Genomic DNA, 15823 nt, shown 5'->3' with positions numbered 1-15823 from the left:
CCGGCGGTCCCGGCCGGGGCCGACCGGTCGAGTCTAATGTCCGCCTCCCGGACGCCGAGCGGCGCGCCCGGTGCCACCGTTCCTTACCGCCATTCCGGGAGGTCGGGCGGGGGAGGCGGGTCACGCCGGATTGACGCACTGGCGTTCGACCATGCTTATCCGGGCGGAGCCGACCGTTCGGGACGGGACGTTCGGGACGCCCCCGTCCGCGGTGCGCCGGCCGCGGTGCGCCAGCCGTGGTGCGCCAACCGCGGTGCGCCGGCCGTGGTGCGCCGGCCTGCGGCGTCAGGCGCGGCCGAGCGCGCCGGACTCCCCCATCTCGCTCATCACCAGGGCCAGCGCCCCGAGCACCTCGGCCCGGCCGCCGAGCGTGCCGGGGACGACCGAGAGCTGACGGGCGGCGCTCGGGATCGCGTAGCGGGCCACCGAGTCGCGGATCGGGGCGAGCACCAGCTCGCCGGCCTCGGCGAGGTCCCCGCCGAGGATCACCCGGCGCGGGTTGAGCAGGTTGCACAGGGTGGCGACGCCGGTGCCGATCTGCCGGCCCGCGTCGGCGATCACCCGGCGGCAGCCGAGGTCGCCCTGCTGGGCCAGCTCGACCACCCGGGGCAGGCTGAGGTCCGGGCCGAGGGTGGGGACGAGCAGCGAGAGCAGGTAGCGGGAGCCGACGAAGGTCTCCAGGCAGCCGCGGTTGCCGCAGCGGCAGACCGGCCCGGCCTCGTCCAGGGTGATGTGCCCGATCTCACCCGCGGTGCCGCCCGGCCCGCGGTAGATCTGCCCGTTCACCACCAGCCCGGCGCCGACGCCGCTGGCGACCTTGATGTAGGCGAGGTCGCTCAGCCCGCGGCCGGCGCCCCAGACCAGCTCGCCGAGCGCGCCCAGGTTGGCGTCGTTGTCCACGTGCACCGGCATGCCGAGCCGCTCGGTCAGCTCCCGGCCCGGGGCGATGCCCGTCCAGCCGGGCAGGATCGCGGTGGAGCCGAGCGCGCCGGTCTCCACGTCGATCGGGCCGGGCACGCCGAGGCCGACGCCGATCACCTTGTCGGGGCGGAACCCGGCCTGCGCCAGCAGTCGCTCGACCATCGCCTCGGCGCGGTCGAAGCCCTGCTGGGCGGAGACGTCGACGTCGATCGGGGCGCTCTCCTCGGCCAGCACCCGGTGGGCCAGGTTGCCGACCGCGACGCGCAGGTGGGTGTGGCCGAAGTCGATGCCGACCACGATGCCGGCGTCCCCGCTGAGCGAGACGCTGCGCGCGCGGCGGCCGCCGGAGGAGGTGTCGGCGACCACGACGGTGCCGCTCTCCTTCAACTCCCGCACGATGTTGGACACGGTGGCCGCGGACAGTCCGGTGCCGCGGGCGATCTCGGCCTGGGTCAGCGAGCCGGCCATCCGCACCGCGCGGAGCACCCGTTCCAGGTTCGCCCGGTGCAGCGACGACTGCGAGCCCGGTGTGTCCGTCGACATGATCCACCCTCCCAGGGCGGGGACCCCTCCGCCGGGCGTCCCCTTCAACTCCTGAAGGGTACGGCCCGGGGGCCCGGGCAGGGGTCCCGGCCGGGGCGGGAGGGGCCCCGGACGCGGACGGCGGCCGACCGGCGCGGACCGGAGCGCCGGGGCGCGGGCGTGGGGGCGCGGTGATCGGGGGGTGAAGGTGTTGCGAGGCCTGGACCTGCGGAGACGGGGATCGGCTGTCCTGGCGGCGGCCGAAAACGACACACCACTAGCATGGTGCCCAATTCTCACCCGTCCCCTCGGAGCCGTGGACGGCACCGGCAAGGGGACGCTTCCAGACATGACGGGGAATCAGATGGCAGGGGATCACCCTACGCCGGGGGCAGGCGAAACGCCCGGCAACGGTCCGCAGGACAACCGGGGCGTCTCGTTCGGGCGCCCGCCGGGCGGCGGTGTGGATCCGGCCGCCGTCGCGGACCAGATGACGCAGCTCGACGGCGCGGCCGTCCCGGGCCCGGCCGCGCCCGCGGGCCCGCCGCCCGCCCAACCGCCGGCACCGCCCGCGCAGCCGCCCGCCGGCAGCCCGGAGTACGCGGCGTACGCGCCGACCGCGGCCGGGTTCCCCAGCCAGGCCCCGCCGCCGCCCGGCGCCGCCCCGCTCGGCCCGTACGACCCGGTCCCCGGTTCCCCGTACGGCGCCCCGAACGCCGGGCAGGCCTACAACACCGGCGGCTACAACTACCCGCAGCAGCAACAGCAGCCCGGGTACAGCTACCCCGTCGCGCCCGTCCCGCCCAAGCAGCGCAACCCCGTGATGCTGTGGGGCGGGATCATCGGCGGCGTGCTGGCGATCTCGATCGTGGTCGCCCTGGTCGTCCTGCTCAAGGACCCCAAGCCCGACCCCGACCCGGCGCCGGGCCCGGTCGCCGCGGACAGCGGCGGCACCACCGACAACGGCGGGACCAGCAGCGGCCCGACCCCCGGCCCCGGGCCCAAGGGCGGCAGCTTCAACGTCGCCTGGAGCGTCCCCAAGCCGGCCGGCGCGGACACCTCGACCCAGCTGCTCGGCGTCTGGGGCACCGACAAGCTCGCCGTGCGCGTCGACGGTTCGGGCATCAAGGCCTACAACCTGACCGACGGCAAGGAGGCCTGGACCGTTCCCGTCCCGGCCGGCAGCAAGGAGCTGTGCACCGCCTCCTACGGCGCCAACTCCAAGGGCGTCGCCGCCGTCTCCTTCAACACCGGTGACAGCGACTGCTCCACCGTCGGCGCCGTCGACCTGACCCAGGGCAAGCTGCTCTGGAGCGTCAAGGTCTCGGCCGACCGGATGTCCTCGCCGACCCTCAGCGTCACCGAGAACGTGGTCGCCGTCGGCGGCAACATGGTCGGCGCCCTGAACATCGCCAACGGCCAGCCGGCCTGGCAGTTCCAGCCGCGCGACAAGGACTGCTCGGTGCGCGGCAAGGCGGCCGGCGTCCAGATCGCGGTCAGCGACCGCTGCTACGGCACCACCGGCCCGAAGTCGCAGCTGGTCGTCGTCAACGCCGAGACCGGCAAGCCGACCAGCGCCCCGATCACCCTCACCGGCAGCATCGAGCAGGTCGACTCCGTCGTCCAGGACAAGCCGCTGGTGCTGCTGATGTCCAGCGGCCCGCAGGGCGACTACATCCTGCCGTTCGACAAGGACAACAAGCCGGGCAACCAGATGTCCGTCAAGGAGCCCGGTGCGGACAGCCTGCGCCTCTCCGGCCAGGACGAGGCCCTCACCCGCAACGTGGTCAGCGGCACCACGCTGTACGTCCAGGTCAGCGGCGGCAAGCCGGGCATCAACGCCTACGACCTGACCACCGGCAAGCGGCTCTGGGCGGCCACCTCCGGCTCGACGAGCAACGACATGCGCCTGGTGGCCGGGACCGACAAGGACGGCAAGGTCCGCGCGGTCGTCGACCAGGGCTACAACAAGCCGGCCCGGCTGGTGACGCTCTCGCCGACCGACGGCTCGCTGTCCGACCTCGGCACCATGACCATGCCGAGCAGCATGGGCATCGGCAGCAGCAGCTCCGAGTACCTGATCTCGGACGACGGCGCCGCGGTCTACGCGTTCCGCCGCTTCAGCGCCAGCGACGGTCCGCTGACCAAGTGGAAGAAGTGACGCCGGGCCGACGAACCGACCGGCGACCGACCGGCGACCCGGGTGGACCGGGTGGGTTGGGTGGACCGGGGTGACGGCCGGGTGACGACCGGGGCATGACCCCTCGTCGCGGACCACGCGGGCGGGGCGGGAACGGGCTGATCGCCCGGGCCCGCCCCGCCCGCGATTTTTCGGCCGCCCCGTCCGTTGGACGTGCGAGGATTCGGAGCATCAGTCTGACAAAGGAGTGCAGCGAGTGCCCGGCACAAACCTGACCCGTGAGGAGGCCCGCACCCGGGCCGACCTCCTCCACGTGGACGCGTACGACATCGAGCTCGACCTCGGTTCGGCCCGTGAAGGCGGTACCTTCCGGTCCACCACCGTGGTCCGGTTCACCGCCACCACCCCCGGCGCGGAGACCTTCATCGACCTCGTCGCCCCGAGCGTCGAGGAGGTCGTCCTCAACGGCGTGCGGCTCGACCCGGCGAGCTTCGCCGACAGCCGCATCCCGCTGCCGGGCCTGGCGGCCGAGAACGAGCTGCGGGTCGTCGCGAACTGCGAGTACACCAACACCGGTGAGGGCCTGCACCGGTTCGTCGACCCGGTCGACGGCGAGACCTACCTGTACACCCAGTTCGAGGTGCCGGACGCGCGCCGGGTCTTCGCCAACTTCGAGCAGCCCGACCTGAAGGCCGCGTTCGCGTTCACCGTGACCGCGCCGAACGGCTGGGTCGTGGTCTCCAACTCGCCGACCCCGGAACCGGTCGGCGAGGGCGACACCCGGGTCTGGACCTTCGAGCCCACCGGCCGGATCTCCAGCTACATCACCGCGCTCGTCGCCGGCCCGTACGTCGGGGTCTTCGACACCTACGAGAACGGCGAGCAGAAGGTGCCGCTGGGCGTCTACTGCCGGCCCTCGCTGCGCGAGTTCCTGGACCCGGAGGCCGTCTTCGAGGTCACCAAGCAGGGCTTCGACTACTTCCAGGAGAAGTTCGACTTCCCGTACCCGTTCGCCAAGTACGACCAGCTCTTCGTCCCGGAGTTCAACGCCGGCGCGATGGAGAACGCGGGCGCCGTCACCCTGCGCGACCAGTACGTGTTCCGCTCCAAGGTCACCGACGCCGCCTACGAGGCCCGCGCCGCGACGATCCTGCACGAGCTCGCCCACATGTGGTTCGGCGACCTCGTCACCATGGAGTGGTGGAACGACCTCTGGCTGAACGAGTCCTTCGCGACCTACGCCGAGGCGGTCTGCCAGGCCGAGGCCCCCGGCTCCAAGTGGCCGCACTCCTGGACCACCTTCGCCAACCAGATGAAGACCTGGGCGTACCGGCAGGACCAGCTGCCGTCCACCCACCCGATCATGGCGGAGATCAACGACCTGGAGGACGTCCAGGTCAACTTCGACGGCATCACCTACGCCAAGGGCGCCTCGGTGCTCAAGCAGCTGGTGGCGTACGTCGGCCAGGACGCCTTCTTCCAGGGCGTGCAGGCGTACTTCAAGCGCCACGCCTGGGGCAACACCCGGCTCAGCGACCTGCTCGGCGCCCTGGAGGAGGCCAGCGGCCGCGACCTCAAGGCCTGGTCCAAGGCCTGGCTGGAGACCGCCGGCATCAACGTGCTGCGGCCCTCGATCACGGTGAACACCGACGGCGACATCGAGTCCTTCGCGGTGCTCCAGGAGGCCCCCGCGCTGCCCGCCGGCGCCAAGGGCGAGGCCGTGCTGCGGCCGCACCGCATCGCGATCGGCCTGTACGAGCTGAACGGCGACGCGCTGGTGCGCACCGACCGGATCGAGCTGGACGTCGACGGCCCGCGCACCGAGGTGCCGGAGCTGGTCGGCCGCCACCGCCCGGCCGTCGTGCTGCTGAACGACGACGACCTCTCGTACGCCAAGATCCGGCTCGACGAGGACTCGCTGGCCGTCGTCACCGAGCACCTCGGCGCCTTCGTCGACTCGCTGCCGCGCGCGCTGTGCTGGGCCTCCGCCTGGGACATGACCCGCGACGGCGAGCTGGCCGCCCGCGACTACCTGGCGCTGGCGCTGTCCGGCATCGGGCGCGAGAGCGACATCGGCGTGGTGCAGTCCGTGCACCGCCAGGTCAAGCTCGCCCTCGACGCCTACACCGACCCGCAGTGGCGCGAGCAGGGCCTCGACCGCTGGGCCGCCGCCGCGGAGGAGCACCTGCGCGCCGCCGAGCCCGGCAGCGACCACCAGCTGGCCTGGGCCCGCGCCCTCGCCTCGGTCGCCCGTACGGACGGTCAGCTGGGCCTGCTCGCCGGGCTGCTGGACGGCTCGGTCGAGATCAAGGGCCTCGCGGTCGACACCGAGCTGCGCTGGACCCTGCTGATGCGCCTCGCCGCCACCGGCCGGGCCGACGAGGCCGCCATCGCCGCCGAGCTGCAGCGGGACAACACCGCGGCCGGCCAGGAGCACGCGGCCACCTGCCGTGCCGCCCGGCCGACCGCCGAGGCCAAGGCGCAGGCCTGGGCGTCGGTGGTGGAGTCCGACAAGCTGACGAACTATGTGCAGGAGGCCGTCATCGCCGGCTTCCAGCAGTCCGACCAGCGCGAGCTGCTCGCGCCGTACGCGGCGAAGTACTTCGCGGCGGTCAAGGGCGTCTGGGAGACCCGCAGCCACGAGATCTCGCAGCAGATCATCGTCGGGCTGTACCCGGGCCTGCAGGTGACGGCCGCGACCCTGGAGGCCACGGACGCGTGGCTGGCCTCGGCCGAGCCGGCGCCGGCGCTGCGGCGCCAGGTCGTCGAGGCGCGGGCGGGCGTCGAGCGCGCCCTCAAGGCCCAGGACGCCGACCGTGCGGCGGGGGCCCGCTGACGGTGCGCGAACAGCCGAAGGGGCGCCGGACGGGATCGTCCGGCGCCCCTTCGGGGTCGTGCGGGTCCTGGTGGACGTCGTGCGCGTCCCGGTGGACGCGGCGCTCGCCTCTACGAGGAGCTAGTTCTTCTTGGCCTTGCTGCCGTACGGCAGAGCGGCCAGGGCGGCGATGATCGCGAAGGAGACGAGCGGGACCACCACGTACAGGCCGATGGTCTCACCGACACTCAGGCCGGAACCCGGGTCGTCACCGTCGTCCCTGGTGAAGGCCATGGCGGGCGACGACAGCAGCATCATCAGCGTGACCGTTGCGCAGACCGCGCCGGCTCGCAAAGCGTTCCTCTTGTCCACGTTTCCAACTTACCCGCCGCTTACGGGACGGCGCGCGTCGGGGTCCGCCTGACGGAGTCGGGCAGGAAGTCGGGCACGGCGAGCAGCTGGGCCAGCAGGCCGGCGGCGGGGGCGGTGGCGAGGCGTTCCAGGGTGACCGGCCCGCCGGAGCCGTCGGCGACCGGCAGGCGCCAGTTCGGATACTGGTCCCAGGTGCCGGGCAGGTTCTGCGGGCGCGGGTCGCCGACCAGGTCCGGCAGCCAGACCCCGACCAGCTCCGCCGGGGTGGCCCGCAGGAAGCGGTACAGCACCGGCATCGTCAGCGGCTCGTCCGGGCCCAGCAGCCCCAGCCCGGCCAGCTCGGCCCGCCAGTCCGCCAGCTCCGCCGCCGCCTGCTCCTGCTCCTCCCCCAGCGGCCGGGCCAGCAGGCCCAGCCGGTGCCGCAGCTCGACGTGCTCGCCGGAGAGCCGGGCCGCGGTGCTGGGCAGGTCGTGGGTGGTGAGGGTGGCCAGGCAGCCCGGCCGCCAGCGGTCCGGGCCGAGGATCGCGCCGCAGGCCTGCCAGTCCCGCTCGAACCAGAGCACGGACGTGCCCAGCACCCCGCGCTCCGCCAGCTCCTCCCGCACGCCCGGCTCCACCGTGCCGAGGTCCTCGCCGATCACCGCCGTACCGGCCCGGTGCGCCTCCAGCGCCAGCACGCCGAGCATCGCCTCCGCGTCGTAGCGCACGTACGCGCCCTCGGTCGGCGGATGGCCCCTCGGCACCCACCAGAGCCGGAACAGGCCCATGACGTGGTCGATCCGCAGCGCCCCGGCGTGCCGGGCGGTGGCCCGCAGCAGCTCCGCGAACGGGGCGTAGCCGGCCTCGGCGAGCGCGTCCGGGCGCCAGGGCGGCAGGCCCCAGTCCTGGCCGTGGGCGTTGAAGGCGTCCGGCGGGGCGCCGACCGAGATGCCGTCGGCCAGCACGTCCTGCAGCGCCCAGGCGTCCGCGCCGTCCGGATGGACGCCCACGGCCAGGTCGTGGATCAGACCGACCGGCATGCCGGCCCCGCGGGCGGCCCGCTGGGCGTGGGCGAGCTGCTGGTCGACCTGCCAGGCGAGCCAGCGGTGGAACTCGACCCGCTCCGCGAGCTCCTTCTCCGCCTGCTCGACCTGTGGGCCGTCCGGGTGACGCAGGCCCTTCGGCCAGTGCTGCCGGTCCGGGCCGTGCTCCTCGGCGAGGGCGTTCCACAGGGCGTGCCGGCGCAGCCACTCGCCCTCACGGCGCAGGTACGCCTCGTACTCGGCCTGGCGGCCGGGGCCGCGCGGCACCTCGTGCAGCAGCTCCAGGGCCTCGCGCTTGAGCTGCCAGACGGCGTCCCGGTCGATCAGCGCGTCGTGGCCGAGGACCTCCTCGCGCAGCCGGGCGGCGCCCCGGGCCGGCTCCTCGGCCCTTCGTCGTTGCTCCGCGGTCAGGTACGCGTACTCGGGGACGTCCTCGACCCGCAGGTGCACCGGGTCGGCGAAACGGCGCGAGGACGGGCGGTACGGGGACGGGTCGGAGGGGGCGCCGGGCAGCGCCTGGTGCAGCGGATTGATCTGCACGAAGCCCGCGCCGAGGCCCGCCCCCGCCCACCGGGCCAGCTCGACCAGGTCGCCGAGGTCGCCCATGCCCCAGGAGCGCTCGGACAGCACCGAGTACAGCTGGGCGAGGAACCCCCAGCTGCGGCCGGGCAGCTGGGGCAGCCGCTCGGGGGCGACGATCAGCGCGGCCCGCGCCGTCCGTTCGCCGCTCCGCGCCGTGAGCACGTGACGGCCCAGCGGCAGGTCCCCCGGCACCCAGTGCGAGTGCCCCCGCGGCAGCTCCCAGCTGCCCCCGTCCTCCAGCTCCACCCGCAGCCGGGCGTCCGCCGGCACGTCCAGCGCCGCCCGCCTCCCCTGCCGCACCACCACGCACGGCGGCAGCAACCGGGCCCGCTGCTCCGCCCGGTGACGCTCCAACGCCTCCCGCGCCTCCTGCGGCGTCCCGGCCACCACCCCCATCGCCCCCAGCACCGCGACCAGCGTCCGCGCCCCCACCGTCTGCCCGCCGGCCCCCGGGTACCGGGTGTCCACCCCGTACGCCTGCGCCAGCGCCACCAGTTCGGCGGGCGGCGGCGGAGCGTCCTGCGCCGGCACCTGCTCGGCTCCGTCACTGTCGTGGTAAGCGGCCACTCGCGGCTCCTGCGATGTCTCGGCAACGCCCGGTCGGGACAGCCACAGTCCTACCCGCGTGACACCACGATCACCCAGCGCGACACGACGGTGCCGGACGGAACGGCCGGGGGAGCAGGCCGACCGCGATCAGGGACGGCAGCCACGGGCGCGGCGACGGTGGAGCCGTCCGTTGTCCCCTTCCCCCGACCACGATTGACACGGTGTCGCACCGTGACGCCGATTCTGCTGTTCGCGGCCGCTCCGCAGCAGGGGTCGACCCCTGGTCTCCACAAGGGGATGAAGCAGGGCAATCCAGGCGTAGCTGTCGGTGACATTGACACCGGATTGGCCAGCTGGTGGGGTTGCCGGGATGTGGTTCCGGCCTGGCGAGGAGGCTCCTGTGCAAGCCCGAGTGTCCGTTGCGGCCGGGCGGCGGCTGCGGTCGCAGTTGGAGCAGAGTCCGGCGTTGCGGGAGGTGCTGCAGCACCCCGCGGCGGTGGTGGCGCGGCGGGCGACGGCGCGGACGTGCCGTCAGCTGGCGCCGCGGACGGCGGACCGGCTGATCGCCGACCTCAAGGGCACGGAGCCGCTGCTGGCCTCGGTGCGCGAGGAGCGCGAGGAGCGGGCCGGGCGGGCCGCGGGCCGGCCGGGGCGGCGGACGATGCAGATCGCAGCCGGGGTCGCGGCCGCGGCGGCGGTCGGCGGGCTGCTGGCCGGTTCGTTGCCGTCGACGGCGTACGCGGCGGCTTCGGCGGTCTCGGCGCCGGACGTGGTGAGTGCCGCGCCGCAGACGCCGCTGGGCAGCGTGACCGACCCACGGGTGTTCCCGAAGCCGCAGCAGCAGACGGTGGCGGGCAGGCCCGTCACGGTGCCGTCGGCCGTGGCGCTGGTGACCGCGCCCAAGGTGGACCAGGGCGCGGTGCGGGCCGTGCACGAGGTGCTGGAGGTCGCCGGGGCGCGCGACATGACGCCGCAGCCGGACGGCGGGACGCCGGCCGCCGGTTCGCTGGTGGTGTACGTCGGCGGGCCCGCCGAGGGCGCCGGCGGCGAGGTGGACCGGGTGCTGCGGCAGCTGTCCGCGGCGGCCGGCGGCAAGGACGGCACCGGGCCGACGACCGCGGGGATGCCGGCCGGCGGGTACGTGCTGTCGGCCGGTCAGCTGCCCGCCCAGGGCGGCGGCACGTACGGCGCCGTGGTGCTGGCCGGCGTGGACGCCACCGGCACCTTCTACGCCGCGCAGAGCCTGCGTCAGCTGCTCGCCGCCGTACCGGCCGGGCAGGGGCAGGCGCCCGGTGCGGCCGGGCTCGGCCTGCCCGGGATCACGCTGCGGGACTGGCCGACCGGCGCGCCGGTGCGCGGCACCGCGGAGGCCTTCTACGGCACCCCGTGGACCGCCCAGCAGCGCCTGGAGCAGGTCGACTTCCTGGGCCGCTCCAAGCAGAACTTCTACCTCTACGCCCCCGGTGACGACCCGTACCGGCTCTCCCGCTGGCGCAACGCCTACCCCGCGGCCCAGGCCGAGGAGCTGCGCGAACTGGGCTTCCGGGCGCGGCAGAACCACGTGGTGCTCGGCTACGCGATCGACCCGGGGCAGTCCTTCTGCTTCAGCTCCGGCAAGGACGTGGACGCGCTGGTGAAGAAGCTGGACGGGCTGCGGGGGCTCGGTTTCACCGCCTTCCAGCTGCAGTTCCTGGACGTCAGCTACGACGAGTGGCACTGCGGCGACGACCGGGACGAGTACGGCACCGGGCCCGCCGCGGCCGCCAAGGCGCAGGCCGCGCTGGTGCGGAAGGTGCAGGACCGGCTGATCGCGCGGAACCCGGGCCTGGCGCCGCTGTCCGTCGTCCCCACCGAGTACCACCAGCAGGGCTCCACCCCGTACCGCAAGGCGCTGGCGGCGGCGCTGCCGGAGGGCGTGCAGGTGGCCTGGAGCGGGGTCGGGGTGATCCCGGAGAAGATCACCGGTGCCCAGGCCTCGGACACCGCCGGGCTGTACGGGCGCCCGCTGCTCACCATGGACAACTATCCGGTCAACGACGCCACCCCGGACCGGCTCTTCCTCGGCGCCTACACCGGGCGCGACCCGGAGGTGGCCACCCGCTCGGCGGTGCTGCTGACCGGCGCGATGCAGCAGCCGGTGGCCTCCCGGATCGCCGTCTCGACGGCCGGCGACTTCGCCTGGAACCCGGCCGGGTACAAGCCGGAGGAGTCCTGGCAGGCCGCCGTGCGCTCGCTGGCCGGGCCGACCGGCGCCGCCCCGACGCCCGCCGGGACGGCGCTGTCCGCGGTCCTCGCGCTGGCCGGCAACAGCACTTCCTCGCCGCTGTCCAAGCAGGAGTCCGGCTATCTGACGCCGCTGCTGGACCGGTTCTGGGCGGCCGCCGAGCCCACCTCCGGCGCCACTCCCGACCTCGCCCGGCTGATCGAGGCCGCCGCCCCGCTGCGGGAGGCCCTCGCCGCCATGGCCACCGCCCAGCAGACCCTGGCCGGCACCCCGGCCACCGCCCAGCTGGCCGGCGAGGCCGCGCCCTGGCTGGGCCCGCTGCGCGACTACGGGCTGGCCGGGCAGGCCGCCCTCGACATGGTGCTGGCGCAGCACGGCGGCGACGGCGCCGCGGCCTGGAAGGCCCGGGTCGAGCTCAACCGGCTGCGCGAGCAGCTGGACCGGGCCCCGGCCACCGTCGGCGCCGGGGTGCTCGGCCCGTTCCTGGACCGCGCCGTGCGCGCCGCCGACAACTGGTCGGGCGTGGGCGGCGGCGGGCTCACCCCGACCACCACCATGGGCACCGCGCAGGACCACCTGCCCGCGCTGATGACCGACGGCGTGGCCGACACGTTCTACTGGAGCTCCGCTCCCCCGCAGCCCGGCGACGCGGTCGGCCTGGACCTCGGCGCGGGCCGCCCGGTCAGCGGCGTGACCGTGCTGATGGGCGGCTGGGGCAACGGCCCGGACGCCCGGTCCGCCGCGGACGACTACATCCGTGACGGCGTGCTGGAGTACTCGACCGGCGAGGGCGGCTGGAAGCAGCTCGCCACCGTCAGGAACCAGAGGACGGTCAGCGCCCAACTGCCGCCGGGCACCGTGGTGCGGGCGGTGCGGCTGCGGGCCACCGCCGCGCAGAAGACCGCCGTCGCGGTGCGCGAGTTCACCGTCACCGCCCCGGACGAGTCCCCGGCCAGCGTCAGCGGCGGTCCCGACGCGGCGCCCGGCTCCTCCGCCGCCGCCGTGCTGGACGGCAACCCGGACACCGCGTACCGGGCCGCCAAGGCGCCGACCGCGATGGACGAGCCGCTGGTCGTCGAGCTCGGCGCGGCCCGCCCGCTGGACCGGCTCACCGTGCTGACCGACCCGGCGGTGCGCGCCACCGCCACCGTCGCGGTGCGCCGGGCCGACGGCACCTGGGCCGACATCGGCACCGTGCAGCCCGGCTACAACGAGCTGCCGGCCGGCGGGCAGCCGGCCGACGCGTTCCGGCTGACCTGGAAGCCCGGCGGCGACCCGCCGGTGGTCAACCAGGTGATCCCGTGGTACTCGGACGCCCCGGCGGCCCGGCTGAGCCTCTCCGACCCGGCCCTGGACGTGGTCACCGGCGCCTCCGCGCCGGTGACGACCCGGGCCACCGTGGAGGCCGGCCGCCCCGAGGGCACCACGGGCGAGCTGCGCACCGAGGTGCCGGCCGCCGCGAAGGGCCTGACCGTGACCCCGGCCGGCCCGGTGACCGTGCCGCGCGGCGGCCGGGTGGGCGTGCCGCTGCTGGTGGGCGCCACCGCGGAGACGCCGTCCGGGACGTACCGGGTGCCGGTGCAGTTCGTGGCCGGCACCACCACCGTCCGGCAGGTGCTCCAGGTGCACGTGGTGCCGCCCACCGGCGGTCCGGACCTGGCGGCCGGCGCGAAGGCCACCTCCTCGGGCGACGAGACGGCGAACTTCCCGGCCTCGGCGGTCACCGACGGCGATCCGAAGACCCGCTGGTCCTCGCCGCCCAAGGACGACGCCTGGGTGCGGCTGGAGCTGCCGCAGGCGACCCGGCTGGGCGCGGCGGTGCTGCACTGGCAGGCCGCGTACGCCGCCTCGTACCGGATCCAGGTCTCGGCGGACGGGAACTCCTGGACGGACGCCGCGACGGTGGACAACGGCAAGGGCGGCGACGAGACGGTGCGCTTCGACGCGCCCGGCGTCCGGTACGTCCGGGTGCAGGGCGTGGCGCGGGCGACCAAGTACGGCTACTCGCTGTGGGGTGTCGAGCTGTACGCCGTGACCCCGCCGGCCGCACCGCAGCCCCCGGCGGGTCAGCCCGCCCAGCCCGTCCAGCCCGTCCAGCCCGGCGGCGTGCCGGGCGGCCCGGCGGCGCCCCCGGCGGCCACCAAGCCGTAGCGGCCGGGCCGGGCCCGGCGGCAGGGGCCTCGGATGCGGCGGCCTCGGAAGGAGGCGGCCCCCGGAACGCGGCGGGCCGCCGGCTCCCCGGTGCGGGGGGCTCGGCGGCCCATGAGGCGCGTACCGACGGTGTGACGGGCGGGCCCTTGTGGAGCTGGGGTCAGGCGGAGAGCGGTTCGGGCTGCTCGCCGCGGCGGGCGGGGGCGGGGTGGCCGGGGTGCGCCCGGCCGAGCGGGACGGGGTGGACCGGCTGCTCGGTATGGTCGCGGTGCTCGTGCTCGCCCCACTGCGGGGCGCGCAGCTGGTCGCCGCCGCCGTAGGGCTCCAGGTAGGGCCGCCACCGCGGGTCCTTGATCCCGGTGCCGATGATGCGCCAGGCCAGGCCGCTGGGCGGCGCGGGTGGTCGTTTCATCCGCCAGCCGAGTTCGGTGAGGTGGCGGTCGGCCTTGGTGTGGTTGCAGCGGCGGCAGGCCGCCACGACGTTGTCCCACCGGTGCTGGCCACCGCGGCTGCGCGGGATGACGTGGTCGACGCTGGTGGCGGCGGCCCCGCAGTAGACGCAGCGGCCGTGGTCGCGGGCGAACAGCGCCCGGCGGGTGAGCGGGACGGGCCCGCAGAAGGGGACCCGCACGAAGCGGGTCAGGCGGACGACGGACGGCGCCGGAAGGGCGCTGGTGGCGCTGTGCAGAGTGACTCCCGAGTCCTCCAGGCTGACCGCCTTGTGGTTGAGGACCAGGATGAGTGCGCGGCGCATCGATACGACGCCGAGTGGCTCGTAGGACGCGTTGAGGACCAGGACATGCGGCACGGATGCCTCCTTGGACGCCTGCGGCGCGTGGCTCGCGCCGGGACGAGCGGTTTGATCGCGCCACGCGTGCGCGATCTCCCCCAGTGTCGCCTTACGCCTTTGTACGGCGCCACCACTCCTGTGTAACGGACCTGACGTGAACTCCGGGTGTGGTCTCTGTCATAGCCGGTATGCCCGGGGGAAGGTCGGGTTGCACCCGGGTGGCGGTGCGGCGCGCCCCGGTGACCCTGCCGGGTGGCCCTCCGGGGGCAGGGTTCGGCCGTCCGGAGCAGTGTCGCGACTGCCCTGGAGGGCCTCGGCGCCGGGGTGCGGGGGGAGCGTACGGGTGCGTTGACGGGGCGTTCGGGACGCTCCGTACGCCCTCGGGCACGCTCGCGGGAGGTTCCCGGCCGGTCCGGGCGGGCATGCGGCGGCGGATAGGCTGGCGCTCACGGTCCGCGGGCCGCTCCTCGGCGGTGCGGGCCCGCCACTCACCCGGCAAGGAAGGCCTGCACGTGTTCAGCTCCGGTGCCACCGGTCCGTCCGACGCGTCCTCGACGCTCACCACTCCGACGCCGGCCCCAAGCCCCACCGCGCAGCTGCCCGAGCTCGACCTGCGGATCCCGACCAGCGCGCAGGAGGTCTCCGAGACCACCCGGCAGGCCGCCAGCTGGTTCGACACCCACTGGCAGGGCTGGCTGGCCTCGGGGCTGCGGATCGTCTTCATCATCGTGCTGTCCCTGGTGCTGCGGGCCGTGGTGCGCAAGCTCATCACCCAGCTGATAGGGCGGATGGCGCGCACCTCCGAGCACCAGGAGGAGAGCCGGCTGGGCGGGCTGCTGGCCAACACCGGGGTGGTGAACACGGAGCGGCGCCAGCAGCGTTCGGAGGCGATCGGCTCGGTGCTGCGCAGCGTCGCCTCCTTCACGATCCTGGGCACGGCGGCGCTGATGGTGCTGTCCGCGCTGGGGGTCAACCTGGCGCCGCTGCTGGCGAGCGCCGGTGTGGCCGGTGTGGCGATCGGTTTCGGCGCCCGCAACCTGGTCACCGACTTCCTCTCCGGGGTCTTCATGATCATGGAGGACCAGTACGGCGTCGGCGACGAGATCGACACCGGGGTGGCCACCGGCACCGTGCTGGAGGTCGGCCTGCGGGTCACCAAGCTGCGCGGGGCGAACGGCGAGATCTGGTACATCCGCAACGGCGAGGTGAAGCGGATCGCCAACATGAGCCAGGGCTGGGCGACCGCCTCGGTGGACGTGCAGGTCGGGTACAAGGAGGACCTGGTCCGGGTCGAGGACCTGATCCTGGCGACGGCCGAGGAGATGGCCAAGGAGGCCCCGTACGACGAGTTGGTCTGGGCGCCGGTGTCGATCCTGGGCGTGGAGTCGGTCGCCTCGGACTCGGTGGTGCTGCGGATCGAGGCCCGGACCGCCCCGGGCAAGGCGGCCGCCGTCTCCCGGGCGCTGCGCCAGCGGCTGAAGGCGGCCTTCGACCGGGCCGGGATCAAGGTCAAGGAGGAGGTCCCGGCGGCCGCGGCCGGGGCGACCGGCGTGGTGATCGCGCCCTCGCCGGTGCCGGCCGCCGAGCAGGCCGCGCCGTCCGCGCTGGCCGACCCGGCCTCGCCGCGCTACCGGGCGACCGAGCCGATCCCGGCGGCGAAGGGGGCGGACGACCCGGCGAAGCCGTAGCCCGGCGACCGTACGGACACGACGCAAGCCCCGCTCCCGGTACGCCC

7 protein-coding genes and 1 pseudogene are annotated in these 15823 nt (G+C 74.8%); 4 read left to right on the top strand and 4 right to left on the bottom strand.

The window, feature by feature from the left end:
* Window positions 1-285: 285 nt before the first annotated feature.
* Entirely contained in the window at window positions 286-1464 is a 1179-nt protein-coding gene (locus ACFVHV_RS29985) for an ROK family transcriptional regulator (protein WP_359910917.1), read from the bottom strand.
* Between the two features lie 469 nt (window positions 1465-1933).
* On the opposite strand from ACFVHV_RS29985, the gene ACFVHV_RS29980 reads away from it, so the two are divergent.
* Both ACFVHV_RS29980 and pepN read left to right on the top strand, forming a co-directional pair.
* A complete protein-coding gene (locus tag ACFVHV_RS29980; protein ID WP_359910920.1) occupies window positions 1934-3604 on the top strand; it encodes a PQQ-binding-like beta-propeller repeat protein in 1671 nt (556 codons plus the stop codon).
* Between the two features lie 235 nt (window positions 3605-3839).
* Complete coding sequence (gene pepN / locus ACFVHV_RS29975) at window positions 3840-6419, top strand: aminopeptidase N (protein WP_359910923.1); 2580 nt, start codon at window positions 3840-3842, stop codon at window positions 6417-6419.
* 120 nt (window positions 6420-6539) lie between these two features.
* On the opposite strand, the gene ACFVHV_RS29970 is transcribed toward pepN, so the two are convergent.
* Together ACFVHV_RS29970 and malQ are read right to left on the bottom strand one after the other, a co-directional pair.
* The gene (locus ACFVHV_RS29970) at window positions 6540-6770 is read right to left on the bottom strand and encodes a hypothetical protein (protein WP_359910926.1); all 231 of its coding nucleotides are present in this window, start codon (window positions 6768-6770) and stop codon (window positions 6540-6542) included.
* Between the two features lie 20 nt (window positions 6771-6790).
* Complete coding sequence (gene malQ / locus ACFVHV_RS29965; protein WP_380355105.1) at window positions 6791-8941, bottom strand: 4-alpha-glucanotransferase; 2151 nt, start codon at window positions 8939-8941, stop codon at window positions 6791-6793.
* Between the two features lie 382 nt (window positions 8942-9323).
* Between malQ and ACFVHV_RS29960 the strand changes: the two genes are divergently transcribed.
* Window positions 9324-13298 carry a beta-N-acetylglucosaminidase domain-containing protein gene (locus ACFVHV_RS29960; RefSeq protein ID WP_380355102.1) on the top strand — a complete coding sequence of 1325 codons (3975 nt, stop codon included), beginning with the start codon at window positions 9324-9326 and terminating at the stop codon, window positions 13296-13298.
* Between the two features lie 304 nt (window positions 13299-13602).
* Here the strand turns inward: ACFVHV_RS29960 and ACFVHV_RS29955 are convergent.
* A pseudogene (locus ACFVHV_RS29955) lies at window positions 13603-14106 on the bottom strand (HNH endonuclease); the annotation flags it as partial.
* A gap of 494 nt (window positions 14107-14600) precedes the next feature.
* On the opposite strand from ACFVHV_RS29955, the gene ACFVHV_RS29950 reads away from it, so the two are divergent.
* On the top strand, window positions 14601-15776 hold the full coding sequence (locus ACFVHV_RS29950) for a mechanosensitive ion channel family protein (protein WP_380355099.1): 1176 nt from the start codon (window positions 14601-14603) through the stop codon (window positions 15774-15776).
* Window positions 15777-15823 lie beyond the last annotated feature (47 nt).

Origin of the sequence: Kitasatospora sp. NPDC127116 (assembly GCF_042677365.1) — a bacterium.
Taxonomy (GTDB): domain Bacteria; phylum Actinomycetota; class Actinomycetes; order Streptomycetales; family Streptomycetaceae; genus Kitasatospora; species Kitasatospora lactacystinica.
Note: the sequence above shows the minus strand (reverse complement) of the source record. Positions and strands in the feature narration are given on the sequence as shown.

What these genes read in the sequence shown, in the direction of transcription:
- ACFVHV_RS29985 (WP_359910917.1), bottom strand. Translation starts at nt 1,464, where the DNA reads ATGTCGACGGACACACCGGGCTCGCAGTCGTCGCTGCACCGGGCGAAC.
- ACFVHV_RS29980 (WP_359910920.1), top strand. Translation starts at nt 1,934, where the DNA reads ATGACGCAGCTCGACGGCGCGGCCGTCCCGGGCCCGGCCGCGCCCGCG.